This is a genomic window from Pseudomonadota bacterium (assembly GCA_039033415.1).
GTDB lineage: Bacteria > Pseudomonadota > Gammaproteobacteria > Xanthomonadales > SZUA-38 > JANQOZ01.
Genome location: JBCCCR010000013.1, coordinates 119,180 through 144,073 on the forward strand (window position 1 = coordinate 119,180; position 24,894 = coordinate 144,073).

At 60.3% G+C, this 24,894-nt stretch carries 22 protein-coding genes; 14 read left to right on the forward strand and 8 right to left on the reverse strand.

What is annotated here, in order from left to right; translation table 11 throughout:
• Positions 1-25: 25 nt before the first annotated feature.
• From AAF358_12510 to AAF358_12520, 3 genes are read left to right on the forward strand one after another with little or no spacing between them, the layout of a single operon-like run.
• Positions 26-1,738, forward strand: a complete 1,713-nt coding sequence (locus AAF358_12510; protein ID MEM7706373.1) for a bifunctional sulfate adenylyltransferase/adenylylsulfate kinase — start codon at positions 26-28, stop codon at positions 1,736-1,738.
• Position 1,739: 1 nt separating this feature from the next.
• On the forward strand, positions 1,740-2,354 hold the full coding sequence (locus AAF358_12515) for an inorganic pyrophosphatase (protein MEM7706374.1): 615 nt from the start codon (positions 1,740-1,742) through the stop codon (positions 2,352-2,354).
• Positions 2,351-3,319 (forward strand): DHH family phosphoesterase, encoded by a 969-nt coding sequence (locus tag AAF358_12520; protein MEM7706375.1) that lies wholly within the window; start codon positions 2,351-2,353, stop codon positions 3,317-3,319. Before AAF358_12515 ends, AAF358_12520 begins: the two co-directional genes overlap by 4 nt.
• On the opposite strand, the gene AAF358_12525 is transcribed toward AAF358_12520, so the two are convergent.
• Positions 3,316-3,765 (reverse strand): MaoC family dehydratase, encoded by a 450-nt coding sequence (locus tag AAF358_12525; protein MEM7706376.1) that lies wholly within the window; start codon positions 3,763-3,765, stop codon positions 3,316-3,318. The genes AAF358_12520 and AAF358_12525 overlap by 4 nt on opposite strands.
• Positions 3,766-3,804: 39 nt before the next feature.
• Complete coding sequence (locus tag AAF358_12530; GenBank protein MEM7706377.1) at positions 3,805-4,293, reverse strand: hypothetical protein; 489 nt, start codon at positions 4,291-4,293, stop codon at positions 3,805-3,807.
• Positions 4,294-4,459: 166 nt separating this feature from the next.
• On the opposite strand from AAF358_12530, the gene AAF358_12535 reads away from it, so the two are divergent.
• From AAF358_12535 to AAF358_12545, 3 genes are all read left to right on the forward strand, one after another.
• The gene (locus tag AAF358_12535) at positions 4,460-5,272 is read left to right on the forward strand and encodes a cyanophycinase (GenBank protein ID MEM7706378.1); all 813 of its coding nucleotides are present in this window, start codon (positions 4,460-4,462) and stop codon (positions 5,270-5,272) included.
• A 63-nt stretch (positions 5,273-5,335) separates the two neighbouring features.
• Positions 5,336-8,149: a cyanophycin synthetase gene (gene cphA / locus AAF358_12540; protein MEM7706379.1), complete on the forward strand. Its 2,814-nt coding sequence runs from the start codon at positions 5,336-5,338 to the stop codon at positions 8,147-8,149.
• 22 nt (positions 8,150-8,171) lie between these two features.
• Positions 8,172-9,896 carry a Mur ligase family protein gene (locus AAF358_12545; GenBank protein ID MEM7706380.1) on the forward strand — a complete coding sequence of 575 codons (1,725 nt, stop codon included), beginning with the start codon at positions 8,172-8,174 and terminating at the stop codon, positions 9,894-9,896.
• A gap of 65 nt (positions 9,897-9,961) precedes the next feature.
• On the opposite strand, the gene pgm is transcribed toward AAF358_12545, so the two are convergent.
• Entirely contained in the window at positions 9,962-11,608 is a 1,647-nt protein-coding gene (pgm, locus tag AAF358_12550) for a phosphoglucomutase (alpha-D-glucose-1,6-bisphosphate-dependent) (protein ID MEM7706381.1), read from the reverse strand.
• 153 nt (positions 11,609-11,761) lie between these two features.
• Here pgm and AAF358_12555 point away from each other — a divergent pair, with 153 nt between their 5' ends.
• Together AAF358_12555 and AAF358_12560 are read left to right on the forward strand one after the other, a co-directional pair.
• A complete protein-coding gene (locus tag AAF358_12555; GenBank protein ID MEM7706382.1) occupies positions 11,762-12,907 on the forward strand; it encodes a hypothetical protein in 1,146 nt (381 codons plus the stop codon).
• The gene (locus tag AAF358_12560; GenBank protein MEM7706383.1) at positions 12,904-14,007 is read left to right on the forward strand and encodes a DUF4397 domain-containing protein; all 1,104 of its coding nucleotides are present in this window, start codon (positions 12,904-12,906) and stop codon (positions 14,005-14,007) included. Before AAF358_12555 ends, AAF358_12560 begins: the two co-directional genes overlap by 4 nt.
• 9 nt (positions 14,008-14,016) lie before the next feature.
• On the opposite strand, the gene AAF358_12565 is transcribed toward AAF358_12560, so the two are convergent.
• Positions 14,017-14,517, reverse strand: coding sequence for a hypothetical protein (locus AAF358_12565; protein MEM7706384.1), 501 nt, complete (start codon positions 14,515-14,517; stop codon positions 14,017-14,019).
• Between the two features lie 127 nt (positions 14,518-14,644).
• Here AAF358_12565 and AAF358_12570 point away from each other — a divergent pair, with 127 nt between their 5' ends.
• Both AAF358_12570 and AAF358_12575 read left to right on the forward strand, forming a co-directional pair.
• Complete coding sequence (locus tag AAF358_12570; GenBank protein ID MEM7706385.1) at positions 14,645-15,109, forward strand: ASCH domain-containing protein; 465 nt, start codon at positions 14,645-14,647, stop codon at positions 15,107-15,109.
• Positions 15,079-15,699 (forward strand): hypothetical protein, encoded by a 621-nt coding sequence (locus AAF358_12575; GenBank protein MEM7706386.1) that lies wholly within the window; start codon positions 15,079-15,081, stop codon positions 15,697-15,699. The genes AAF358_12570 and AAF358_12575 overlap by 31 nt, the downstream gene beginning before the upstream one ends.
• Here AAF358_12575 and AAF358_12580 read toward each other — a convergent pair.
• A complete protein-coding gene (locus AAF358_12580; GenBank protein MEM7706387.1) occupies positions 15,653-18,025 on the reverse strand; it encodes an SEL1-like repeat protein in 2,373 nt (790 codons plus the stop codon). The genes AAF358_12575 and AAF358_12580 overlap by 47 nt on opposite strands.
• Before the next feature lie 158 nt (positions 18,026-18,183).
• On the opposite strand from AAF358_12580, the gene AAF358_12585 reads away from it, so the two are divergent.
• Genes AAF358_12585 through AAF358_12595 form a run of 3 tightly spaced genes read left to right on the forward strand, consistent with a single transcriptional unit; the run spans position 18,184 to position 20,549 of the window.
• Positions 18,184-19,107, forward strand: coding sequence for a phytanoyl-CoA dioxygenase family protein (locus AAF358_12585; GenBank protein MEM7706388.1), 924 nt, complete (start codon positions 18,184-18,186; stop codon positions 19,105-19,107).
• A 7-nt stretch (positions 19,108-19,114) separates the two neighbouring features.
• Entirely contained in the window at positions 19,115-19,450 is a 336-nt protein-coding gene (locus AAF358_12590; GenBank protein ID MEM7706389.1) for a hypothetical protein, read from the forward strand.
• A 13-nt stretch (positions 19,451-19,463) separates the two neighbouring features.
• Positions 19,464-20,549, forward strand: a complete 1,086-nt coding sequence (locus AAF358_12595; GenBank protein MEM7706390.1) for a class I SAM-dependent methyltransferase — start codon at positions 19,464-19,466, stop codon at positions 20,547-20,549.
• 26 nt (positions 20,550-20,575) lie between these two features.
• Here the strand turns inward: AAF358_12595 and AAF358_12600 are convergent, their stop codons facing one another.
• The 3 genes from AAF358_12600 to AAF358_12610 form a co-directional block, all read right to left on the reverse strand.
• Entirely contained in the window at positions 20,576-21,433 is an 858-nt protein-coding gene (locus tag AAF358_12600) for an NmrA family NAD(P)-binding protein (protein MEM7706391.1), read from the reverse strand.
• A gap of 147 nt (positions 21,434-21,580) precedes the next feature.
• A complete protein-coding gene (locus AAF358_12605; protein MEM7706392.1) occupies positions 21,581-22,780 on the reverse strand; it encodes an FAD-dependent monooxygenase in 1,200 nt (399 codons plus the stop codon).
• Between the two features lie 100 nt (positions 22,781-22,880).
• The gene (locus AAF358_12610; GenBank protein MEM7706393.1) at positions 22,881-23,789 is read right to left on the reverse strand and encodes a LysR family transcriptional regulator; all 909 of its coding nucleotides are present in this window, start codon (positions 23,787-23,789) and stop codon (positions 22,881-22,883) included.
• Positions 23,790-23,881: 92 nt separating this feature from the next.
• On the opposite strand from AAF358_12610, the gene AAF358_12615 reads away from it, so the two are divergent.
• Positions 23,882-24,763 carry a DUF1838 family protein gene (locus tag AAF358_12615; protein ID MEM7706394.1) on the forward strand — a complete coding sequence of 294 codons (882 nt, stop codon included), beginning with the start codon at positions 23,882-23,884 and terminating at the stop codon, positions 24,761-24,763.
• Positions 24,764-24,894: the final 131 nt, after the last annotated feature.

Here is a 24,894-nt window from a genome sequence, read left to right on the forward strand (position 1 = left end):
CAAGATATTTTCAAAGGAGTAAGCAATGGGCGCTTTTAAAGAGCCACACGGTGGTGAGCTGAAAGATCTTTATCTCACCGAAGGACAGGCGGATCTCGAAAAAGCCAACGCGAAAGACTACCCCTCGTGGGACCTGTCTGCGCGCCAGCTTTGCGATCTGGATCTACTGATGAACGGCGCGTTCTCACCGTTGGAAGGATTCTTGGGAGAGGCCGACTATGAAAGCGTTTGCAACACGATGCGGCTGGAGTCGGGTGTCCTGTGGCCTATCCCGATAACGCTCGATGTCTCAGAGGCGTTCGCCGATGGAATCAGTCTCGGCGATCGTGTTGCCCTCCGCGACGCTGAAGGTGTACTGATTGCGGTGCTCGAAGTCAGCGACAAATGGATGCCAGATCTCGCGAGTGAAGCACAGCGTGTCTATGGCACCACCGATGATCTTCACCCGGGCGTTAACTTCCTGCTCAATCAGGCTGGACCGGTTTATCTCGGAGGAAATATCCTCGGTATCGAACCGCCGACCTACTACGACTTCAAGCTGCTCCGCGACACGCCATCAGAACTTCGCGGCCGCTTTCGTAAACTGGGCTGGCGAAAGATTGTTGCGTTTCAAACCCGCAATCCGCTCCATCGCGCGCATCAGGAGCTTACGTTTCGTGCCGCTCGCGAGGCAGAGGCCAATCTGCTGATTCAGCCGGTGGTGGGCATGACTAAACCCGGGGATATCGATCACTTCACGAGGGTACGGTGCTACGAGCACGTGCTGGAACAGTATCCCGATCAAACGACTCAGCTCAGCCTAATCAATCTCGCCATGCGCATGGCCGGGCCACGCGAAGCGCTGTGGCACGCCATTGTCCGAAAAAACTACGGCTGCACCCACTTTATTGTCGGGCGCGACCATGCCGGCCCCGGCAACGATCGAAACGGCCAGCCGTTTTACGGCCCCTACGATGCCCAGGATCTGTTCAAGGAACATGAACAGGAGCTGGACATTACCATGGTGCCGTTCAAGATGATGGTCTACGTGGAAAACAAGGCCGAGTACCTGCCGGCTGATGAGACCAGCGACAGCGACACGGTTCTGAACCTGTCGGGCACCGAGTTTCGCCGCCGACTGCGGGAAGGGCTCGATATCCCAGCCTGGTTTTCGTACCCCAAGATTGTCGAAGAGCTGCGGCGCGCCTATCCGCCCAAGAATCAGCAGGGTTTTACGATCTTCTTCACCGGCTTGTCTGGGTCCGGCAAATCGACCGTTGCCAACGCGCTGATGGTCAAGCTGCTGGAGGAAGGCTCCCGGCCCGTGACACTGCTGGACGGCGATGTGGTGAGAAAGAACCTTTCGAGCGAGCTGTCATTTTCGAAAGAGCATCGTGATCTCAATATTTTGCGCATCGGTTATGTCGCAAGCGAAATCACCAAAAATCGCGGTATTGCCATCTGTGCACCCATTGCACCGTATACTCAGACCCGCCGAGCCGTTCGGGAGCTGATCGAACCGCTGGGTGGTTTTTTGGAAATCCACGTGTCGACGCCGCTTGAGGTGTGCGAAGCGAGAGACCGGAAAGGGCTTTACGCCAAGGCACGGGCCGGTCAGCTCAAGGGTTTCACCGGAATTGATGACCCCTATGAAGCGCCGGACAACGCGGAGGTGGTGATCAATACGGCCGAGATGTCGCCGGACCTTGCGGCACATCGAATTTTGATCACGCTGGAAAAAATGGGATATCTCCGCTGACATGAGCCTTCGTTACGCGCTGCACCGCCCCCACCCCTGGCACGGACTGAACCCCGGTCGGAACTCACCCGAGATCATCACGGTCTTTGTCGAGATGACGCCGTTTGATTACGTGAAGTACGAGCTGGACAAGGAAACGGGCTTTCTGTCGATAGACCGACCGCAGCGAACGACCTCGCAGCTACCCTGCCTCTATGGCTTTATGCCACAGACCTACTGCGCGGAGGAGGTACATAAGCTCAGCCCAAAATCGAAGCGTGGTGACCTCGACCCGCTGGATATTTGCGTGCTCAGCGAGCGGCCCGTGGCCCGTGCTGAAATCATTCTGAAGGCTCGGGTAATCGGGGGCCTTCAGATGATCGACGACGATGAGGCCGACGATAAGATTGTCGCCGTGCTAGAGGGTGACCACGTGCTGGCGGATACCGAAGAACTGACCGACCTGCCGGACATCATGACGGAGCGTCTGCGCCACTACTTCCTCACCTACAAGTCCCCGCCCGACCAGCCGCAGAGAGTGTCGTCGATCGAGCCCTACGGCAAAGATCATGCGCACGCGGTGGTCAACGCGGCGGTGCTCGACTACAAGCGACATTATGGTGCGCACGGATCTTGACCGCGTTTGACGTCTTCAACGGTGACGCAGACGGCATCTGCTCGCTGATCCAGCTTCGGCTGGCAGACCCCAAGCCCGAAGCGATTAACGTCACCGGCGTCAAGCGAGACATCAGCCTGTTGCGGCGGGTTTCCGCCAGCGCAGGCGATCAGGTCACCGTGCTCGATATATCGCTCGACAAGAATCGGGACGCGCTCCGGCAGCTGCTGGAGCGCGGCGCTGAGGTTCATTACGTCGATCACCACTTCGCTGGTGAGGTCCCCGAGCACCCGGGTCTAACCACGCGGATCAATACCGAGCCCAACGTCTGTACCAGCATGCTGATCAACCGAGAGCTGATGGGTCAGTTCGTCAACTGGGCCATCGCGGGAACGCTCGGCGACAACCTGGCCTCGTCGGCGCAGATCCTGGCTGACAAGGCCTCGCTGTCATCTGACGCCTTCGCCAAACTGCAAAGCCTCGGCACCTGCATCAATTACAACGCCTACGGCGCCACGATTGACGACCTACACTTCCCTCCCGAAGACCTCTATCAGCGGCTTATGCCCTACCCTGATCCGCTGGCATTCGTCGACGACGACAAAGACACCTTCCCAAAGCTGAGTCAGGGTTATGCCGACGACCTGGCTAAGGCGCGACGCGCAAGCCGATTGCTGGATCTGCCTCACGCCGCGGTGGTCGGCCTGCCAAACGAACCCTGGTCGCGCCGCGTCAGCGGCGTATTTGGCAACGAGCTGGCCAACAATACACCGGACTGTGCCCACGCGGTGGTGACCGAGGGTGATGACGGTCTGCTGGTGAGCGTGCGTGCACCGATCAATCGGCGCTACGGCGCAGACGATATCTGTCGACAGTTTGAAACGGGCGGCGGCCGCAAGGCGGCGGCCGGCATCAACCAGCTCCCGGCCGATCAGCTCGACCGATTCATCCAGACTTTTGCGGACTACTACGCCACGCGAGCCTAAGGGAAAAGCACGCAGAGCCACTCGGCGATCAGCGCCGGCCGCTCCTGGCCTTCCACCTCCACCACACAGTTGAGCGTCACTAGCTTGCCTTCACCCTTGGGTTCGGCTGTGGGAAGCGTGATCCGCATCCGCACCCGGGCTCCGGTGGGCACCATGCCCGTGAACCGGATCTTGTTGCAGCCATAGTTGATGACCCGGGATACCCCTTGCCAGGCAACAACCTGCTCACTCAGGTGGACCATCAGAGACAGGGTCAGAAAGCCATGTACGATCGTGCCACCCATTTCCTGGGTAGCTCGCTCAATGTCTACATGAATCCACTGCGGGTCGAGCGTCGCGTCAGCAAACGCGTTAACCCGATCCTGATCGATGGTCAGCCAGTCGGAAACGCCCAGCTCCTCACCGACCAGCGACTCGATCTCTCCATATTTCACGTCTCGCGGCATAGCCGAGCACTCCTCGTTGTTATAAAGCCAATTGTGCGCCTATAGATCGAAGTCTTTGCCGACCGCAATCATGAGCGCCGCGTTGCTGAGCACCACCAGATCCACGCCGAGACCGTCTTTCTTGAAACCGATGGCCGGGACGAGCCCTGGCGCAAAGCGCCCGAAGTTCAGCGCCAGCTCATCTTCAAACTCGTCGCGGTACCCGTGCACAATGCCCAAGGCGAGCTTAGCGCGCGCGTAGCGGTGCAGACGCGGCAGCGGAAACTCCCAGCCATAGTAAACAAACTGCGAGAACTGTCCGAACGAGTTGTTAAACAGCGACAGCCCGTAAAGCCGGTTCCGGCTGTTACGGATCTCAAATGACGCCATCAGCGGCGCGCCGGAGAAGTCTTCGTCGTCACTGTAATGTGCATAGGCGCCGAGCTGAGCGTAGAGCTTGCGGCTGTCGACTTCTTCCGCTGCGGTAACGGAAAACTCTAGTAGCAGGACCGGCAACAGCAGCGTCAAAATCATGGTTTTATTCATCATGTCGCGCAGGCTACCGATAGGACGGGCACAGTCAAGAATTTCCGGCAAATTTCCGCGCGTGAGCGATTTGTCGGTGTCGACCATAGCCCTGGTTGTGTCCAGCCGCTAGAATGCCGCGGTTTTCCTGACCGAAGCGGCTTTTCAGGCATAACGGGAGCGAGAGGACTTGAGCGACACATCGAAACGCGGCTGGCTGATCCCTATCGGCGGTGCTGAAGAACGTTCCACAGACGCATTGATCCTGCGCCGCTTCATGAAGCTTTGCGGCGGCCGAGATGCGCGGATTCTCGTGATTCCCACCGCCTCAGAGCTGGCTGAAACCGGCCCTAACTATGTATCCCTGTTCGAGGAAATGGGGGCTCGCTCGCGCTATATCCCCATCGACGAGCGGGAAGATTGCTTCGCCGAGGAAATTGTCGACACGCTGGAGCGCGCCAGCGGAATTTTTCTGACCGGCGGCAACCAGCTGAGGCTATCAACCATTCTCGGCGGAACGCCGGTCGCCCGGTCCATCCGCGATCGATTTTCCAAGGGCGTCCATGTGGCTGGCACCTCCGCCGGCGCGGCCATCGTCTGTGAACACATGATTGCCGGCGGCCCGACCGGGCCGACGCCCACCGAAGACGGCGTCACGATGGCGCCGGGCCTCGGGTTGACCAACAAGGCGATTGTCGACCAGCACTTCCGACAGCGCGATCGGCTGGGCAGGCTCCTCACCGCCCTGTCCTACAACCCTTTTGCCACCGGCCTGGGCATCGATGAAGACACCGCCGCATTTATCAGCCCGAGGGGAACGCTTGAGGTGGTCGGCAGCGGCGCCATCACGGTGGTTGACCCGTCGGGGCTCCAGCATTCGTCCATGCACGATGCGTCCGATCAGGACCCGATCAGCCTGATTGGCCTCACGCTGCACATCCTCACGGCAGGTGATCACTTCAATCTGGAAACCCGCCAGGCCCAGGCCATCACGCTCAACTGAGCCACCTCGTTTCACACCGCCCAACGGGCTGCTAGCATGGCAGGCCTCCAGCAGAGGATCGGCATGAAAATACTCAGCACAAACGTTTACCGCGGCCCCAACCTATACGCGCACTTCCCGGTGATCCGCCATCAGATCGATCTCGGCATCCTCGAGGAGTGGCCGTCCGCCAAGCTGGGTACCGAATTCCTTGAAGGTATCAGTCGTGCCCTGCCCGGCCTGGCGGAGCACGGGTGTTCCTACGGCGTAGCCGGCGGGTTTCTGCGCCGGATGCATGAAGATGAGGGCACCTGGCTCGGTCATCTATGGGAGCACCTGATTCTCGAGCTGCAGACCATCGCCGGCTCGGATGTCTCTTTCGGGCGAACGCGCTCCATCGAGGGGCAACCCGGCTGCTACAACGTGGTTTTCCAGTACCACCAGCGGGATGTAGGTCTGGAGTCAGCGCGCATCGGGCGGCAGCTGATTCTGACGCTACTTCCAGAGCCGCTCCGCGAGCAGCTCGCCGAGCATATCGACAAGGACTTTGATTTTGAGGATGAACGCGACTCGTTTATCCGCTTTGCCCAGCGCAAGGAGCTGGGGCCAAGCACCGCGTCGCTGGTCGCCGCCGCGGAAGCGCGGGATATTCCCTGGCTGCGGCTGAACGACTATTCACTGGTGCAGTTCGGCCACGGTAAGTATCAGCAGCGCATCCAGGCGACCATCACGAGCAAGACAACCCATATCGCCGTGGAGATCTCCTGCGACAAAGAAGACACGCACAATCTGTTAAACGATCTGGGGCTGCCGGTACCGCAGCAGCGGATGGTCTATTCTCCTCGCGAGGCCGTGAGGGCGGCGCGCCGTATCGGCTATCCCATTGTCGTCAAGCCACTGAACGCCAACCACGGTCGCGGCGTCTCGATCAACCTCAGCGAGGATGAGGCCGTCGAGGAGGCCTTCAAGGTTGCACGCGAGCGGGGCAACTCCCGTTCGGTGCTGGTCGAGTCCTACATCTCCGGCATGGACCACCGGATGCTGGTGGTAAACGGTGAGCTCGTGGCGGTCGCCAAGCGGGTTCCCGGTCACGTTGTCGGTGACGGCGAATATACGATCAGCGAGCTGATCGACCGGGTCAACGCCGACCCGCGCCGCGGGATCGGTCATGAAAAGGTGCTGACCAAGATTGAGATCGATCAGCAGGCCAGGCGACTCATGGGCAACGCGGGTTACGACGAGACGACGGTTCTCGCTGACGGCGAGGTGTTCTACCTTCGCTCCACGGCCAACCTGTCCACCGGCGGGACCGCCGTTGACGTCACCGACGTGGTCCATCCAGACAATCGCGCGATGGCGGAACGAGCCGTGATTGCGGTGGGACTGGACGTGGGCGGCGTCGACTTCCTGACCGACGACATTACGCAGTCTTACAAAGATATCGGTGGCGCCATTGTTGAGGTGAACGCGGCACCCGGATTCCGGATGCATGTGGCACCCTCCGAGGGTGAGCCCCGGGACGTGTCCGGCAAGGTGCTGGACATGCTGTTTCCGGAAGGCTCGCAGAGCACTATTCCGATCGCGGGCATCACGGGCACCAACGGCAAGACAACCACCGCCCGCATGCTGTCACACATTCTTAAGACCGCTGGGCATGTGGTGGGCTCAACCTCCACCGACGGCGTCTACATCGACGGCCATCTCACGGTCAAAGGTGATATGACCGGCCCCTCAGCCGCCCAGATTGTGCTGCGCGACCCAACCGTCGACGTTGCGGTGATGGAGACCGCTCGCGGTGGCATTCTGCGAGCAGGCTTGGGCTACCGACGCAGTGACGTAGCCGCCTGCCTCAATATCAGCGCAGACCACCTCGGTCAGAAGGGTATCAACACGCTGGAGCAGCTTGCCGAAATCAAGCGCGTGGTAGTCGAGGTGGCTCAGGATACTGCCGTGCTGAACGCCGACGACGAACACTGCCTTCGCATGGCCGACTACACCGAAGCTCGCCATCTCTGTTACGTCACGATGAATCCCGCCCACCCGCTGGTTAGGGAACACACCCGCGCCGGCGGCCGAGCCGTGGTGCTGGAACAGGGAATGAACGGTGACATGATCACCATCTATGAGGGTGGAAACCACATTCCGCTGGTCTGGACCCACCTGATCCCGGCAACATTGGAAGGCAAGGCGGCCCACAACGTGCAAAACGCCATGTTTGCCAGCGCCCTTGCCTTCTCTATGGGCACAAAGCTGGAGGACATCCGCCACGGGCTGCGTACCTTCAGCACCAGCTTTTTCCAGGCGCCGGGCCGCATGAACGTCTTTGATGAACACCCGTTTCGCGTCATCCTGGACTACGCCCACAACCCGGCAGCCGTCGCGACCATGTGCCAAACGGTCGATCGCCTGGACGTTGCGGGCCGACGAATTGTGGTGCTCGCGGCGCCCGGAGATCGACGCGACGAAGATGTCGCCGCCATCGCCATGGAGGCCGCCGGGCACTTCGATCAGTACATAGTCAAAGCCGACGACAACCGACGCGGCCGCGAAGAAGGCGAGGTGCCGCGCATGCTGAAGGCATCGCTGGAAGCCAATGGCGTGGATGAGGACCAGATCGAGATGATTGCCGACGAGCAGCTCGCCGTGGACAACGCGCTGCTGCAGGCTGCCGAAGGTGATCTGCTGGTCATCTTTGGTGACGACATCACGCGCTGTTGGAAGCAGATCATTCATTTTGAGTTTGCCGGCGAGAGATCCAGCAAGCCGCCGGAGCCCACACCGACGGTTAGCAACGTCAGCCTCGTGGCCCAATCATTTGACCTGATGGACGATGATCAACTGATTCGCGATGAGCGCGGCGTGAGGCTGGCCGCCAGGGAAGTGGAAGACGGCGACTAGCGAGTGTCCTGTTTGAACACTAATGTCCCGCGACACTAACATGCGGCTGGAAGATTCGCGGCGACTTACCGGCCCCAACCTGTTCAGCAAGCTGCCGGGCGCAATCTGCGACATTCTCATCGATCGCAGCCGCCAGGCAGATCTGGCGTTTGCCTGGCGCCGCCATGTCGGTGACCTGCTGGAAGCTGTCGGCTGGGGCAACAGTCAGTGCTTCCATCGCCTCCACGAAACGGGGGTCTGCCTGGTGATCACCGCGCCGATCGACGCGCTGTACGCGGCCACCGAAGTCAACGAGGCCGCGTTCGAGTTCGCCCGCTGCGAGCTGGACGACACAACGCTGCCGCCACTGGACGAGACCGTCACCCAGCTCCGATCGTTGATTGTCGACGAGCAAAATCCGAAGCTCATCGCGCTGCAGGACGCAGCAGCCGCCCGCGGCGCACCTTTCTTAGCGGACGACGATGAGGTTTCGGTCGGTTACGGACACCGAACGCAAATTTGGAACTGCGACAGCCTCCCCAGTCCTGAACAGGTGGACTGGGATCAGGCGGGCCACTATGGCGAGGTGCCGGTGGCGCTGGTGACCGGCACCAACGGGAAGTCGACCACCGTTCGGCTTGCCGCGTCGATCCTGGCCGCCTCCGGCCGAACCACAGGCGTGACCTCAACCGACTACATCCGTGTCGGTGATGAAACGATTGATACCGGCGACTATTCAGGACCCGGCGGCGCGCGAACCCTGCTGCGTCATCCGCAGACCCAGGTAGCACTGCTGGAGGTGGCACGGGGCGGTATGCTCCGACGGGGGCTCGGCGTCACCAACGCCGATGCGGCCCTGATCACCAATATTGCTGCTGACCACCTGGGAGAGTACGGCATTCACACGGTAGAGGAGCTGCGCGATGCCAAGTTTATTGTTCACAAGGGCCTTGCCGACCGGAAGTTCCTGGTGCTCAACGCGGACGACGCGGGTATTGTCGAGTTTGCCCGGCAGCTGCCGGCTCAGCGCTTTATCTGGTTCAGCGAGAACGCTGAGCATCCGCTGATCGAGGGCCATTGCATGGCGGGCGGCGAAGGCTTTGTCGTCAGTAAGGGGCACCTCGCTTACCGGGACCGCGGCGGTGAGCACCTCATCATGCCGATCAACGACATCCCCGTGACCCTGTTCGGCAAGGCGCGCCACAACGTACAAAACGCCCTGGCGGCTGCGGCACTGGGTCATGTCCTCGGCTGCGACCATCACGCCATCAGTAAGGGGTTACGAGACTTCCACGGTGGACCGGCGGAAAATCCGGGGCGAGGGAACATCTTCCGGGGCAAGGGCGTGCAGGCAATCGTCGATTTTGCCCACAACGAGCATGGATTATCGTCGGTTGCGCAGACAGTGGCCGCGATGCCGGCGCAGCGGCGTTTGGTGCTCTTGGGACAGGCCGGCGATCGCAGTGACGCACTCATCGAAGGGCTGGTGCATGCGGCGCTCAAGGCCGATCCTGATCAGCTGGTTGTCTGCCGCCTGCCGGGCTACGAGCGCGGACGACTGCCCGATGACGTGCCCGATCTAATCACCGATATCGCCGTAGCGGCGGGCTTGTCACCCGACGCCATCCATCGCGCCGCCAGCCCTGTCGACGGCACCCGCTTCGCACTGGAGTGGTCGCGGGTTGGCGATCTGATGCTGATCCTGGCGTTGACCCAGCGAGGACCGGTCACGCAGCTGATCGAAGAAGGGCTGGGCGCCGCGTCCTAGCCCCGCTACACTAGCTGGTGACCTGACGGCCCTGACTGAAGTGGCAGAATGATCCGCGCGGACCGCTAAACTCCCGCAGCCAGCGCGCTGCTGACAATCGCTTTTGCCTCCGCGACAAGCGCCTCCAGATGAGCCTGACCTTTAAAGGATTCCGCGTAAATCTTGTACTGATCCTCCGTCCCCGAAGGACGCGCGGCAAACCAGCCGTTTTGCGTGGCAACCTTCAGGCCGCCGAGCGGCGCATCGTTGCCAGGCGCCCGCGTCAGGCGCGCAGCAATCGGCTCCCCCGCCAGCTCACGGTTGGTCACCTGGTCGGGCGAAAGGCTGGCCAGCCTGGCCTTTTCCTCCGGCCTGGCCGGCGTGTCAATGCGGGTGTAAAGGGGTGTACCGAAGCGCTCTGCTAGCCTGCGATAGTGCACCGCGGGATCCTCACCGGTTTCAGCGGTGATTTCTGCGGCAAGCAGATTAAGAATGACCCCGTCTTTGTCGGTCGACCAGGGTGACCCGTCGCGGCGCAGAAACGATGCACCGGCACTCTCCTCGCCGCCAAAGCCGAGGCTGCCGTCTCGCAGGCCCTGAACAAACCACTTGAACCCTACCGGCACCTCATAAAGGTCGCGCCCCAGATCCGCGGCGACCCGATCAATCATGCTGCTACTCACCAGCGTCTTGCCTACCGCAGCGTTTGCCGGCCAGCGGGTTCTGCGCTCGAAGAGCCAGGAAACCGCGACGGACAGATAGTGGTTGGGATTCATTAGGCCGCCGCTGGGCGTCACGATGCCATGTCGGTCGAAGTCGGTGTCGTTGCCGAAGGCGATATCGTAGCCATCCTTCAGCTCAATCAGGCTGGCCATGGCTGACGGGGACGAGCAGTCCATCCGGATCTTCCCGTCTTTGTCGACGGTCATAAACCGAAATGTTGGGTCGATCGCGTCATTCACGACAACGAGATTTAAGCCGTACCGGTCGGCCAGGCGCTCCCAGTAATGAACGCCTGACCCGCCCATAGGGTCGGCGCCGATCCGTATGCCCGATCGCGCAATCCCGACCAAGTCCACGACCTCCTCGAGCCCGTCGATGTAGGGCGTTCGAAAATCAAAGCGCGTGACGTGGTCTGAGGCTATGGCCTTGCGCCAGGTCCACCGACGAATCTGTTCCGGCGCTGCCAGCAGCTCGTTGGCACGCTGCTCGATCCAGCTCGTCACGTCTTTGTCGGCAGGACCGCCGTTGGGCGGGTTGTACTTGAAGCCCCCGTCAGACGGCGGATTGTGGGACGGCGTGATCACAATCCCGTCAGCCGGAGAATTTGGATGGCGCCGGTTGTGAGAGAGAATCGCAAACGAGACCACCGGCGTTGGCGTGTAGCCACCCTCGTTGTCCAGATGCACCGACACGCCGTTGGCGGCCAGCACCTCAACCGCGCTGATCAGCGCTGGCTCGGAAAGTGCGTGTGTGTCCATGCCAAGGAACAGGGGGCCCGTGATGCCCTGAGCCTTTCGATAATCCGCCACGGCCTGACTCACCGCCAGGATATGCGCCTCATTGAAGCTCCCGCGAAGCGCGCTGCCGCGATGCCCTGAGGTGCCGAATGCGACTCGCTGTGACGCCTCCCCGGGATCAGGGGAGAACGCGTAGTAGCTGGCAACCAGACGGGGAATATTTTCCAGCAACGCCTGCGGCGGACGCTTTCCGGCAAGCTCGTGTAAGGGCATGTTCGGGTTCCAGATCAGGGACGCTCAATGATACTGAGTTTCCCCTCGACAACACCATGTGAGCCTCATTTATCGGGAATTTAACTTGAAATAAAGCAGGATTTAACGGGCTCTTGCTAACTTCACGTTTCAAGCCAACAGGGGAATGAGACCATGCGCATCATCGCAATGGCCACGCTTTTTGCTATCAGCACAAACGCTTCCGCCGCCGCAAGGCTTTTTCTCATCAACGTTGCGCCAGACCCCAGCGCCGCCATCAGCGTTCCCTTCAGCGTTGAGGGCAGCGAGGTCGCCCAACTGAGCTACCGGGAGGCGAGCGGTTATGTGGAGGTGCCCGCCGGCAGTATTCGCGTATCGACAATCGTCGACGGTCGCTCGCTGGAGCGAGCCATCAGCCTGGTGGACGGCCTGGATTACACGGTGGCTCTGGGCCCGGCTACCCAGACCAACGGTGGCCTGACGCTCCACCTGATGCTCGATCACAACCACTCGATGACCCGCTCATCCACCACCTTTCAGCGCGCCAACCTGGCGGCAATCCGGGGATCGGTCAGCTTCGGAATCAACTGTCGTGGGCTAGCAACCAACAAAACCCTCAATAATGAGAAGCGCGAGAATGCAATCCAACGTGAATTCGGTGACGGCACGGTGACTGACGTCACGGGCAGCAGCAACCTCTCCCGGATCCGTCTCATCGACGCGCCGACCCTCGCCTGCCAGGTGGCGGTCGGGAATGGCAGCAGCACCAGCCAGGCGGACATCGTCGTCAACGAGGGTGCCGTCAACCGGGTGTTCGCCATTGGTGACGGCGAAAACCAGCCGCTGGAGGCGCTGGTTGTAACCCAGGAGGTGCGCCCGCCACTGGCGGTCATCGCTGCTGAACCGGCGCTGGAAGGGTTGTGGTTCACCCCGGGGAAGCCAGGCGAAGGCATCGCCGTCATCTGGAACGACAGCAAGCAAGCGCTGGAAAACACCTACTTTGGTTTTGGGAACGATGGTCAATCGCGCTGGTATGCAGTATCCAGCGAGCCGGCCCGCACCACGCTGAACGAACTGGAGTTTATCGCTCGGGACTTCCGGCAGACCGAGAGTTTTGATGGAGGTATCGGCCTGGGAAGCGAGGTGGTCGACCGACTTCGAATCGTGTTTCACGGCTGCAATTCGGCCACCGCCGTCGTGCAGCAGTCAAAACCGTTTGGCGTCAGCTTCAACGTTGAGCGGTTCCCACAAAACGCGCTGAAGCTCACACAGATTGCGAGCAGCGGAGCGGAGTGTCTGGAGAAGGAGGTGCAGCTGTGAAGTCAATTAACTCGGGACTGCTTTTTCTGGGCGCACTTCTTCTGGTGCCTTCGGCTTTTGGAGCCCAGCTGCTCCTTGGCAACGTCGCTTTGATCGACGTTGACGGGAGGCCGACCGCCGTGACCTTCCGCGTCGACGCCGATACCTTTATCAACGACGTACCGTATAAGGGCTTTCCAGACGCTGTTGAAATTTCCGCCGGCTGGCACACGGTTTCGGTGTTTGCGGCCGGCGATCCGGCCCAGGAAGTGCTCGTCTCTCGGTCGTTTTTCCTGCCCAGTGAAGAGGACAGCCTGTCGCTGCTCGCCGCTGGCGGGAGTCAAGGCAGGTCGCTGCAGCTGATCACCAGAGCAATCGACCCCGGCTGCGCGGACATCGCCTGCACGGGGACCATCAATCTCTCGCCGGCGGCGGAACTGCTCAGCGTAGAGCGACGCTGCCGCGACATCGATGCCCCTGAGGACAACACCTCGCTGCTTGCCGGAAATTTGCCCTATGGCGAGGGACGACTGGGGTCATCGAGCATCGGTGAAGCACGCTTCTGCGAGCTGTCGGTACTGGCCGATGACGAGCCTGTAAGCTGGCAGACGACGACAGTCGAGCTGCCGGCCACGGGGCTATCCACGATCTTGATCATCGGGGACAACATACTGGCGAGGCCGGAAATTATTGCCGTGGCAGATCAGGCGCTCGTCCCGGCAACGGAAGTAACACCCGATCCGATTGCCGGAATAACCTCCGTTGCGCTCTGGCGTGACCTTGACGAGCCGGGTGCGGCCTTCTTCCTCCTCGAACTGCCGGAAGCGGGGCGAGTGACCGGAACCGCCCTGCTGTTCAACAGCGACGGCAACAGCGAATGGCGAGCGGTGGACGGTGCTTTTCAAACCGCGACGGATCGTCAGGCCGGCACCCTGCGGCTCAGTCAGCTCGGCGTCAGCCGCGCCGAAGGCGGGGAGATCGATGTTGCGTCCTTACCGAATATCCAGCTGGTGTACGACGGCTGCAACCAGGCGACGGTCACGCTGATTGACGACACGCTGACCACGCGACGTATTGAGCGCACCCTGCCCGTTTCGAGCTGCCTTGTGTCAGACCCGTAAACGCCAGGGCTATTTTTTGCGCTTTTTCTTCGGTTTCTTTGTTGGCGGCGGTGGCTGGTTCTCGAAGATCCATCGCTCCAGCGGCTGCTGGATCACGGTGGGAAAGATGGTGAAGCCTACCACCAACAGAATGATGCCGAGGGGCCACTGCCACTGAATCAGCGTGACCGGCCAGAGAAAGGCCATGAGCGTGTTCATCAGCGTGTCTACGATAAACGAGATGACAAACTCCAGCAGGTCGCTGCTGAGGATGTTAATCGAGAAAAGCTGCGGAATGTCTTCGCTGATCAGCTCCACGATTTCTAGATACAGAAACGTCACGGCAAAGCCCAGCGCATACATCCCGCCACCGCGCGACTCCCAGACCTTGCGAAACCAGCGCCGGAGCAGTCCATGGGCGCCGTCGCCGATACCGCCGGGGCGCAGCAGCTCATCTTTTCCACGTTGCGCCAGTTCGCGCACGCGCTGACTTGCGGGCCGTTCGGGCTGCTTAGGCTGGTTTTCTTCCACGTCGATTCGTTGAGTCTCGCGGCCCGAGCGCCGCTACTGCCGTGACCGCGGAGCCTAGCATGATTGGGTAATTCGTCGAGTACAATTACACATTCAGAAGGATCTACTCGCGCCGCTGCTGACCGCTATGAATTTACCTCCCGAAGTCGCTCCTTTTTGGCGCCGATTCCTCGAAATCGGCCCTTCCGACGCCCGCAACCGACTGCTGGGCACCGACTGCTTCGGCGATAACCAGAAAGACGTCGACGAACTCGCGGAGCTGGTGGTCACCGGCGTGAAACGCGGCACCGCACCGCTCCTGTGGTCCTACGAATTTGACGGGGATCCTCCGCCGACTCCCGGTTCTCTTAGAGTGATCGTCAATTGGCGTGGGCAGGCGCGATGCGTCGTCGAAACCACCCGGGTCGATGTGGTCGCCTACGAGGAGGTCACCGCGGAGTTTGCGGCCATCGAAGGTGAAGGTGACGGATCCTTGGCTTACTGGCAAAGCGTTCATTGGCCCTACTACGAACGCGAGTGTCACCGGGTGGGCAAACAGCCAAGCCTCCAAATGCCAATCTTATGCGAACAGTTTCGTCGAGTATTTCCCTGATACGCACGGCCGGCTTTGCGCTGCTGCTTGGGCTGCTGGCCGCCTGCAGTGCGGCGCGACCTCCGCTCAACAGCGAGATGATTGCGGAACGCTTTGGGTCCTACGGACTGGAGATTATCAACCAGACGGCTGATCGAAGGATCACCAATCTCTTCTCCGGCGACCCGAATCAGCGGGTCACCCGGACCCTGGCAGTCGTGCGATTCCGCCAGCCGGTCGCTGCAGACCTCAGCGCTTCTCACCGAAAAATTTTGCAGGGTGAGTCCCTGGGAGCGACTCTGAAGGCCGCAGGATGGACAGTGGAGAAAGAAACCCTGGATGTCCGGACCGTCACCTCAGGGGGCAGCCTCGCCGAGATGATGCGGGTCGAACCAGGAAAGCCTCTGGCCGTGCACCTCTATCGCCTCAGCGCCGTGAGTGACTACAAGCGTCTCCCCTATGCCAAAATTGCCGAGGTTCACCATCCTGACCACCTGACCGTGTTGGACCTCCAGCGGATTTACGGCGGCGAGGTGGCGGCCAGCCCGTTAGCGAGTGGTCCACTCAGCGGGCTGTGGAAGACATTCCAGGAATCTCTGCGGCTTCTTTAGATCCCGCGTTTTTTTCAGCCATGGCGTCCAACGCCTTTGTCAGCGTCTTTTGGAACTTCTCCAGTTCGGAGTCGCTGAACTCGGTTGGTGCCTGCCGCCGCACCTCGATGGCTCGCTCAACATAGCTCAAGGCTTCCTCCGCGCGGTTGTCTCGCAGCAGCATCTTGCCCCAGCTGTGGAGAAAATCCCCCACTTGTTCTGCATCGCCGCCGTAAGTCTTCTGGGCCAGTTCCAGCGCTGCCGGAGCCATGGCCAGCGCTTGCTTCGCATCATGCAGGCTGAGCTGGCCCAAAAACGTTCGCTGCCTCAGAGATAACTCTCGGCGTGGTGTTTCAGGATGATTCTCAACGGTTTCCAGTGCCTCGCGCTGGAGTGATCGCTTGCGGCCATCTTCGCCCCGAATCAGCGCCAGCGTCGCCTGTTCCGCCAGCAGTTCGGCTTCGTTGAAGTGCGCCCTGCCGCTGATCTTTCGAACGGACCTCCTCGCGTCCGCGAGCATCTTGTCCGCCTCTTTACGCTTGGAATCGATAACCAGATCGTAGGCCAGATCGAGCTGCTCCCGCCAACGATCGGCGTGGTTATCGCCGACCTTCTCGATAGCGGCGGTAAACTTTTCTGAGGCTCGGCGTTCTTTCTTGCTCAGCTGATCGCCGAGCTCCTGATACCGATTGATCCGATAGCTGTCGTCCTCCGCGTACTGGCGGAGTACGTGACCATAGAGCACGTGAGCAAAAGCTTTGTCGGCGGGCAGACTGTCATCCCCGTCTCGGTAGTTGAGCGCCAGCCCATAAACCCGCTCATCCAGCGCGGCAATCCATTGAGCAGCCCGGCCCAGGTCGCGTTTACCGCCGGTTCCGGAGAACAGCATGTAGGCCGTCGCAACCTTTGCATCCGTGTAGTTTTGCTCCGCTGAACGACGAAACCACATGGCGGCCTGCTGGGGGTTTTGATCCAGCAGCTGTCCTCCCAGCAGCGCCACGCCCCAGCGGTACTGGGAAAGGATGTCGCCAGCTTCAGCAGCAGCCTCGATCCATGACAGCGCCTGACGCCGCTGAGCATCATCTGCCTCGCGATCCTGAAGCGCCCCACCAAGATCGGCCATCGCTCTCACCACCCCCTGTTCAGCGGCTGCGGTCAGCCAACGGATAGCCTCCTCCCGATCCTTCGAGAGACCCTCTCCGCGGTAGTACATTTCGCCCAGCCTCGCCTGGGATGCGCCACCCCCCTGCTCTGCACCCCGACGGATTTTGGCCACCACTTCCTGGGGTACCGAATTGAGCCGCTCCTCAGCGCGAATGTCCTGCTCGAGAGAGAGCTTGGCCATCAGGTTGCCGGTGCTGGCCGCCTGCTGCAGCCACTGCCGAGCCAGCTTGGGATCTTTTTCCACGCCGAGCCCATCCCGGTAGTACTGATACATCTGGTACTGCGCGTCAGCCTGCCCAGCCTGCGCCGCCTGGCGATAGCGTTTGACCGCTTCGGCGAGCTCAAGGCTGCCATCGCTATCATCCAGCAGTACGCCCAACCGATAGGCTGCTAGCGCCGCCCCGGCATCAGCAGCCATCGCATACCAGCGCTTTGCCTCATTCAGATCCTTGTCAAAGTACTCGCCCGTCTCAAATCCCGTACCGAGGCTATAGGCCGCATTCACGTTTCCAGCCTCTGCGGATTTTGCCAGCCAGTTCAGACCGGCAACGACGTCTTGAGCCAACACATCGCCGGTGACCAGATTGGCGCCGAGCTGAAGCATCGCGGTGGTTTCCCCTTGCTCAGCCGCCAGGGTCAGAAGTTCTTTGGCTTTGATCGCGTCAGCCTGGACGCCGACTCCCTGCAGATAGTGCAAGCCGAGGTTGAGCTGGGACTGCGCTACGTTGGCTTCAACCGCCGACCGGTAATAGGCGATTCCCTTTTCCATGTCCTGGGTCACCCCATTCCCATTGGTATAGACCCACCCCAAGTTGTGGAACGCTTCCCCATGCCCACCGGCGGCAGATTCTTCAAACATCGTGATCGCCCGGCCGGCGTCTTGAGGCAGCATTTTGCCGGTGAGCAGCATCATGCCCATCTCGTTTTTCGCCGGCGCGTAGCCGGCTTCGGCCGAAGTGCGCCAAAGTCGAACCAGCTCCGCCTGCTTTTCGACCGAGTCTGCCTGTGGCGCCAACGCGACGCCCAGCTCATGCATGGCTGCTGGGTCTCCTGCGTCAGCTGCCTGCCGGAGCGACGTGAGGTCCGGAGTATCTTCAGCCATCGACACCGATGCTGCGAATAACCCAAGCAGCAGGGCCCGCAAACCGAAACGAATCATGAAGTCCATACCCTTCCCCTTCATTCATTATCCTTTAGTTATGCAGTCTATACGTCGATCACAGAAAAACCGGGCCAGCGGTTCTATTCCCCGGTCGTATTGCTGGCAAAACAATAGTTATTGGCTAGTCCCCTGCCCCTCCCCAATAATGCAACAAACACCGGATCTGCAGGATCGCTGTCATGGCCTACAACGCGACGCCGTTGCGAAATATCAGTGAAGAAGATCAGCGAGCCTGGATCGACGACGGCGTTGTCTGTCTAAGAAACGTGTTCAGCCCCGAATGGCTTGAGAGCATGCGTCCGAGCTGTCAGCAAATTGCCGATGGCTCCGGTGACTTTGGGCTGCTCCCGACCATGCCGGGCCGCTACATGACTAGGACCATCGCGCCAATCCGACGCTTTATCTTCGAATCACCGCTCGGGGAAGCCGCCGCGCGAGTCATGCAGTCGAGCCAAGTCCGTTTCTTTTTCGATGAGCTGTTCGCCAAGCCGCCCAATTCGGACTCCAAGACGCTGTGGCACTCCGACCGCATGGGGTGGCCCGTGGTGGGGGACATGGTCCCGTCGCTTTGGATCCCACTCCACCCTGTCAGCCAGGAGAACTGCCTGGAGGTCATTCCGGGATCTCATCGGGTCGACTATCCACATTGGCTGTTCTCGCCTAACGCGCGAAAAATGATCCGTCCGGACGACCGCCCCAAACACCCTGACGAAGACAAGCTCCGCTCAGACCCCCAGAATCGGTTCGTCAACTGGGAGATGGAGACGGGTGACATGCTCGTCATCCATCCGTGGACGATGCACCATTCTTCCGGCAACACCGATGACAGCTGGCGCCTCTCGCTTTCCGTCCGGGTCTTTGGCGAAGACATTCGCTGGGCGCCGCGGCCCGACTGCGTCAACCTCGCGGGCGTCAGTTTTGACGAAATGCTTGAGGGTGAACCACCCACGGGGCCGCTGTTTCCTCTGCTGTGGTCCGACGACGGCGACAAAGACACCGATGAGGCCTATCCCCGTGGCTTTGCCACCACCTGGTCTCGCGAGCGGCGCACCAACGTCAACGATGATGCGCTCTTCAAAGAATTGCTCGAAAAAGAGGCGTAGGCTCACGATGACCGATCTAGCTCAGGACACGGCCACCACCAACATCGGCCAGGAAATCTTTGGACCGGGAAAACAATTTTTCGACAACGTTGTGCATGACAACCTGCTCGAGTCACTGCTCGAGCTGACAGCAGCGGTTTGGACCTGCCAAGACCGCGTCATGATCCTGGAAAACGTTTTGTCTGACCTCGTCGGAGGAGACCGGGATGTCTCGGCGCTGGTCGAGGCCTATCAGCCTACGGAACAGCAGGAAGCCGCGAGGGCCACAGCGCGAGCGGAGCTGGTTCAAAGCGTCTTTCGCAGCTTCTCCAGACCCACAAAGAGTGGCACGGCTAAGACCTAGACGGAGTTAGACGATGAATCTGATTGATCTCCCGCGCGGGTATCGGGGCCTGCTGCCGCGAACCACCCGTCTCGCTGATGAAAGCTACCTCGATTTTGTCGAGACGTTCCGCGGTATCGCAGGCTACGGCAACTACGCGCAGGTAGCGCAGGTTGGTGATGAGGCGGTGAGTCAGCAGCTTGGCGACACCGACGATACCACTCCGATTGAAGAGATTCGCGACGTCATCAATGCCCTGCCTTTTCCTGCCACCTGGCAGCGACTGATGCGCTCACACCAGGAGATGATGTGGCGCCGCACGCGCGGCTCGTTCCTGCCGTTTAACGAGTCCCTGGAGGAAGCGATGGCAGCAGCGGAGTCACAGGGGCCGGGCCGGCTGACCTACGACCCCAATTTCACGCCACCGACTTACGCCAGGCGAGAGATTCACCTACAGCCTGGCGGCTACACCGACGATCCGATCGGCGGCGTGGTGTATCACTATGGCACCAAAGTCTTCTATGCAGGCGGCAACGATCAGGACGAACTGCACGCGGAGCTTGTCGACACGCTGACGCCGCCCGAAGATCGGCATGTCAATCGCGTCCTCGACCTGGCCTGCAGCATCGGGCAAGCCACCGTGCTGCTCAAAGAACGCTTTCCCGACGCTGAGGTGACCGGACTGGACGTCGCTCTGCCGCTGCTGCGCTACGGACACTACCAGGCGGTCGCCCGAAACCAGGCGGTAAATTACGTCCAGGGGCTGTCAGAGGACCTGCCGTTCGACGATGGCCATTTCGATACGATCCTTTCCTACATTCTCTTTCACGAGATTCCCGTACCGGTGATCAAGGCAACGGTCCGCGAGGTTTTTCGCGTGCTCCGGCCCGGCGGCACCTTCTGTATCTACGAGTTTCCGAGCGCTGCCGCCGACATGCCCGCGTCACAACGCTGGCTGATTGACTACGATTCAAACAACAACTGTGAACCCTACTCACCGGGTTTTGTTTATCTGGACTTTCACGAGCTGCTCCGCGAGGCAGGCTTTGAACTGGCCCCTGGACCCGAAAACTCCAACGGTTTCCTTCAGACGATTATTGCGACGAGACCCAGCGGCTGAGATGGCCAGGGTCGCCAGGCGGGCCGCTACGCCTGCGCCAGGTCTCTGACATAGTCTTTGAACTGACGCAGCTCCCGACCCAGCAGCCAGCGAAGTACGTTGGGATTGCCGCGAAAGCCAAACCGGTCGTAATGGTCGTTCATCTTCAACATCTGCTCTACGCGGTCGTCGGACGCACCGGCAGCCCTGGCCTTTTGTTCAAGCTCAGCCAGCGGGATTGCGCGCGCTGTGACGTTTCGACCCAGCACGTCGCTGATGATCGCGGCCATGTCGGTCTGGCTGAGCGGTACGGGTCCCGCTAGCTCGTAGGTCGCATACAGATGACCGGGCTGGGTGGCCACCACAGCGGTTGCGTCCGCAAGATCGCGCAGGTCAGCCACATTGAATTTCATCTCGGTGCTGAATGCCATCGAGTGCTCGCCCTTGTCCTTGACGCTGTTCCAGATTGGGGCGAGGTGCTGCATGTAGCGAGTGGGTTGGACAATCGTGTATGGCAACCCCGACTCGATGACGTGTTCCTCCGCGTCAAGCTTGAGCCGATGGTGACGGACATCTCGGCGCAGCGGGTGCATGACGGAGTAATAAACAAAGTGCTTCAACCCCACCTCTTTCCCCGCCTCGATTAGTCGATCGGTGATTTCGATTTCGTTGGGATGCATCGGCGGACCGATGTGCACGAGCTTGTCGCAACCCTCAATTGCTGCCGCGATACTCGAAGAATCCTCCATATCGCCGATCGCAAACGCTGCGGCGCCAAGCGCCTGCAGCTCAGGCCACTGCTGTTCATCGCGGATGAATACTTTCACCGAGGCGCCGGCCTCTGTCAGCGCGGTCAAGACGGCGCGGCCGGTTCGGCCATTGGCCGCTGTGAGCAAGATGGTCAAGGGTCGGTTCCTTTTGTTGGTTGCCAACGCGGGGCGGATTTCTGCCCTTTGCGTGCCAAGATTGGAGCAGACACGGACGCAGACCTCCAATACTGAGCGTTTAGGCCTCCATAAGCGGTCGGAATAGCAGACGCAGTGCCCTTATGTTTACTGAATGGCCGCCTCGTCCAAGCGGCTTTGCAGCATTGACTGCTTAAGGAGATACGCATGTCGGAGCTCATCGTCCGCCGCTATTTCTTCAAGCTGCTGACGTTTCCGGGCGTGGGCAACCGCAGAACCGGCCTCCATGTAGCTTTTGTTCTCCGCCGTCTGAGCCTGAACAAAGCGGCACATAATGGTCCGTCTTTGCCGATCGTAGCGATTCAGCAGCGTGTACGCGTCGGCGTCGTCATTCAGAATCCGAGCCAGCTGACCGGTCAGATTCCAAACGTCATGGATACCGCTGTTCATACCGAACCCGCCAAGCGGATTGTGGACGTGCGCACTGTCGCCGGCCAGGATCACGCGACCATGATTGTATTTGACGGCAACACGCTGGTTGACTCGGTACACGGTTCGGTGATGGGTCTCGACCGAGTCACCCACACCGATCAGGTTTTGGAATACGGTGTTCTTGTAGCGATCGGAGACAAGAAGGTCATTGGTTAGCTCGCCGGCGGCCGGCACCAGAACGCGCCAACCGCTGGGCGTCAGAATGATGGACGCCCACTCGCGCTCGTCAGCCACATAATTGACGCCGGCAAAACCTTCGAAGTATTCATCGAGCGGCGTGTCGGTGCTGAAGGTGACAAACTTTTCCGGATAGGTCATGCCCTCAAAAGGAACGCCGACCGATTTTCTGACGGCGCTGCCGCCCCCATCTGCGGCGATGACGTAGCGCGACCGAAATTCCCTGACTCCATCCGGTGTCTGCGCAACCACCGTAACGCCCTGACCGTCCTGCGTTACCGACTCGACTCGATGAGAAAACCTCACCTCTCGGCCATAGTGTTGCTGCAGCAGCGACACCAGCAGACGGACAATCTTGTACTGCTCACATTGCAGCCGATACGGATAGGGGGTGTGCTCGCCCAGCTCCGAAAAATCGAAGGCCACCCGGTCCCCGGTCTCGCGTTCACGAAAATGGTAGACCGGCGTTTTGATCCCCTGCTCGATCAACGGGTCAACAACCTGTAGCTCCGCCAGCATCTCGAGCGTCGGAGGGTGAATGGTCGAGGCGCGGAGGTCTTCCACCGGCTCCGCGGCACCCTCGAGCAGCAGCGCGTCCAAACCCATCTTGGCCATCCGGTAAGCCGCCACCGCACCGACCGGCCCGGCTCCCACTACCACAACGTCAGCGTCAAACATCCATCATCCAGCACAGGAAACGCGAAAGCGTGCCCTCCGCGGCGTCTGAGCGCCAATGTCGAGTCGGCATGCGCGAATGCGCAGCAAGAATGGTGATCAGCTACTGGCGATCCGCCGCCCACTCTACGCAGGCGCGTTCAACTTCCGGAATGATGTTGATCACGGTAGGCCGCAGCGTTTCATCGGGGCGGACGATGAGGCCAGCTTCCCGAACCAACGCCGTGCGCAGCGTCGTCAGCGTGCCTTCAGCAAGCTCATCTTTGATCCAGCGATGGGGCAGCATGGCGATATATTCGCCGGTGGTGACCAGCGACTTAAGGGAAACCAGTGACGTCGTTTCAACCGCAACATCCAGCGGCGGCAGCGACTCAGCGGCAAAATAGCTATTGAGAAAGTTGGTGATATGAGGGTGTTTAACGATCGCCCAGCGCGCTTTGTGCATTTCGGCGAGCGAAGGCTGCTCAACGCTCGCCAGGGGATGATCAGCGCTAACCACAAACTCCGTACGGATCTCGAACAGCGGCTTGAGCGTCACTTCCGGCGGAACCTCACCCGGCGGAAAATTGGACAGCAGCACATCGATCTCACCGTTGTGAAGCTGGGCGACCAGATCTTCGAAGAAACCTTCGGTCAGGCGAACCTGAAGCTCCGGAAAGACTTTCGCCAGATGGGAGGCGAGAGCCCCGGCGAGGGTCGGCGCGAATAGCGCAGCAATGCCAACGTGTACGTGGCCCTTGTGACCCTTGGAGATCGCCTTAACGTCACTGATCGCCAGCTCCGCCTGCCGAATGATCAGCTTCGCGTACTGATACAGCACCTCGCCGGCCTCGGTCGGCGTGATAGAGTGGTGTTGCCTGTTCAGAAGGTCACCGCCGATGCGCTCCTCCATGTTCCGGACGCTTCGGGTGAGTGCCGGTTGGGTAATGTGTTGGAGCTCTGCGGCGCGGGTGATGTTGCCGGTCTCAACAACTGAGACAAAGTGGCGAAGCTGTTTGATTTCGAAATACATGTTCTATGCGTCAGCACTCGGGCCAAGCGATTTCCAGAGGTACAAAAACCGATCCAAACCGGACAAGCCGCGGGCAACGAGAGACCTAAAGTATGGATGAACCGGCCAGCGAAGACCAGCGATATGTGGCCCGGGCCGGATACACTCGGCGTACGCTGCTGGGCGCGGCGGCGGCGATGGTGAGTGGCTGCGTAGCGCCCCCTGGCCCTGCCGGCCAAGGCTCCAAACGCACCGCCCAACCCGGCCCATCTTCTGATTCCAGCGATCCAAGCTGGCGCCGCAAACTGCTTTACGCCGCCAGCGATGCGAACGTTACCTGGTCAATACTGGGTCGGAAGTTTGGGCTGCGCGGGAGCCAGCTTACGCCCCTGTGGGAGACGAACACCGTCGCCTTCTCAAAGATTCGCTACGGGGCTGGCGGCGCCTACTCGGTCACCACTCTGGAAGTGGTTTTTTACACAGAGCTGGACTCCGAACGGCGCCTCGAAAACTGGCTGAACCCCTACAAAGGGACCACACGGAAGGTCTTTTTGCCCGATCCGCAACCGGTCACTTCAACCTGTGATGCAGCTGCTCACTGTGAACGCACCGTGCCAGAAAGTCTCAGCATCACCGAGCAGGAGAGCGACCCCTATTGGCTCGGGAACCATCTATGGGCGCACAGCGAGAAGCAGATCGAGGTTCGGGCGACTGACGCTGGCCGGCCTGTTTTCTCCAGCACCGAGTTTCTGTCGTACCAGGGCAAACGAGAGGACTTGGAACAGGAAGCCGTCCCGGGCGCTTCGCTCAATTTGGAAATCATTTCCGACTGGCTGCCCTGGATGGATATGGCGGAGCAGGAGGGTGGTCTTTATACCCGTGCCAGCGGCAGCAAGCTCCGCACACCTGATGACCTTCCTGGCTCTACGCTTCGACTCCTCCAATCCCACTTCCCCAAAATCGCCCGCAATCCTTTCCAGTTTAATCAGTCCTGAAACGCCCCCAAACCGCGGGGATCAGACGCGCATGATCGGCACGTATGCACTGATGCTGAATGAGCATTACACGCGATCGAACGATGTCAATAAGATAAAAAACCTTCAGGTGATCGTTCCATTCCACTCAT

Bases quoted from the DNA above. Each gene is read 5' to 3' on its own strand.
- AAF358_12510 (MEM7706373.1), top strand. From the start codon at position 26: ATGGGCGCTTTTAAAGAGCCACACGGTGGTGAGCTGAAAGATCTTTAT.
- AAF358_12515 (MEM7706374.1), top strand. From the start codon at position 1,740: ATGAGCCTTCGTTACGCGCTGCACCGCCCCCACCCCTGGCACGGACTG.
- AAF358_12525 (MEM7706376.1), bottom strand. From the start codon at position 3,765: ATGCCGCGAGACGTGAAATATGGAGAGATCGAGTCGCTGGTCGGTGAG.
- AAF358_12530 (MEM7706377.1), bottom strand. From the start codon at position 4,293: ATGATGAATAAAACCATGATTTTGACGCTGCTGTTGCCGGTCCTGCTA.
- cphA (MEM7706379.1), top strand. From the start codon at position 5,336: ATGAAAATACTCAGCACAAACGTTTACCGCGGCCCCAACCTATACGCG.
- AAF358_12545 (MEM7706380.1), top strand. From the start codon at position 8,172: ATGTCCCGCGACACTAACATGCGGCTGGAAGATTCGCGGCGACTTACC.
- pgm (MEM7706381.1), bottom strand. From the start codon at position 11,608: ATGCCCTTACACGAGCTTGCCGGAAAGCGTCCGCCGCAGGCGTTGCTG.
- AAF358_12555 (MEM7706382.1), top strand. From the start codon at position 11,762: ATGCGCATCATCGCAATGGCCACGCTTTTTGCTATCAGCACAAACGCT.
- AAF358_12570 (MEM7706385.1), top strand. From the start codon at position 14,645: ATGAATTTACCTCCCGAAGTCGCTCCTTTTTGGCGCCGATTCCTCGAA.
- AAF358_12575 (MEM7706386.1), top strand. From the start codon at position 15,079: ATGCGAACAGTTTCGTCGAGTATTTCCCTGATACGCACGGCCGGCTTT.
- AAF358_12580 (MEM7706387.1), bottom strand. From the start codon at position 18,025: ATGAAGGGGAAGGGTATGGACTTCATGATTCGTTTCGGTTTGCGGGCC.
- AAF358_12585 (MEM7706388.1), top strand. From the start codon at position 18,184: ATGGCCTACAACGCGACGCCGTTGCGAAATATCAGTGAAGAAGATCAG.
- AAF358_12590 (MEM7706389.1), top strand. From the start codon at position 19,115: ATGACCGATCTAGCTCAGGACACGGCCACCACCAACATCGGCCAGGAA.
- AAF358_12595 (MEM7706390.1), top strand. From the start codon at position 19,464: ATGAATCTGATTGATCTCCCGCGCGGGTATCGGGGCCTGCTGCCGCGA.
- AAF358_12605 (MEM7706392.1), bottom strand. From the start codon at position 22,780: ATGTTTGACGCTGACGTTGTGGTAGTGGGAGCCGGGCCGGTCGGTGCG.
- AAF358_12610 (MEM7706393.1), bottom strand. From the start codon at position 23,789: ATGTATTTCGAAATCAAACAGCTTCGCCACTTTGTCTCAGTTGTTGAG.
- AAF358_12615 (MEM7706394.1), top strand. From the start codon at position 23,882: ATGGATGAACCGGCCAGCGAAGACCAGCGATATGTGGCCCGGGCCGGA.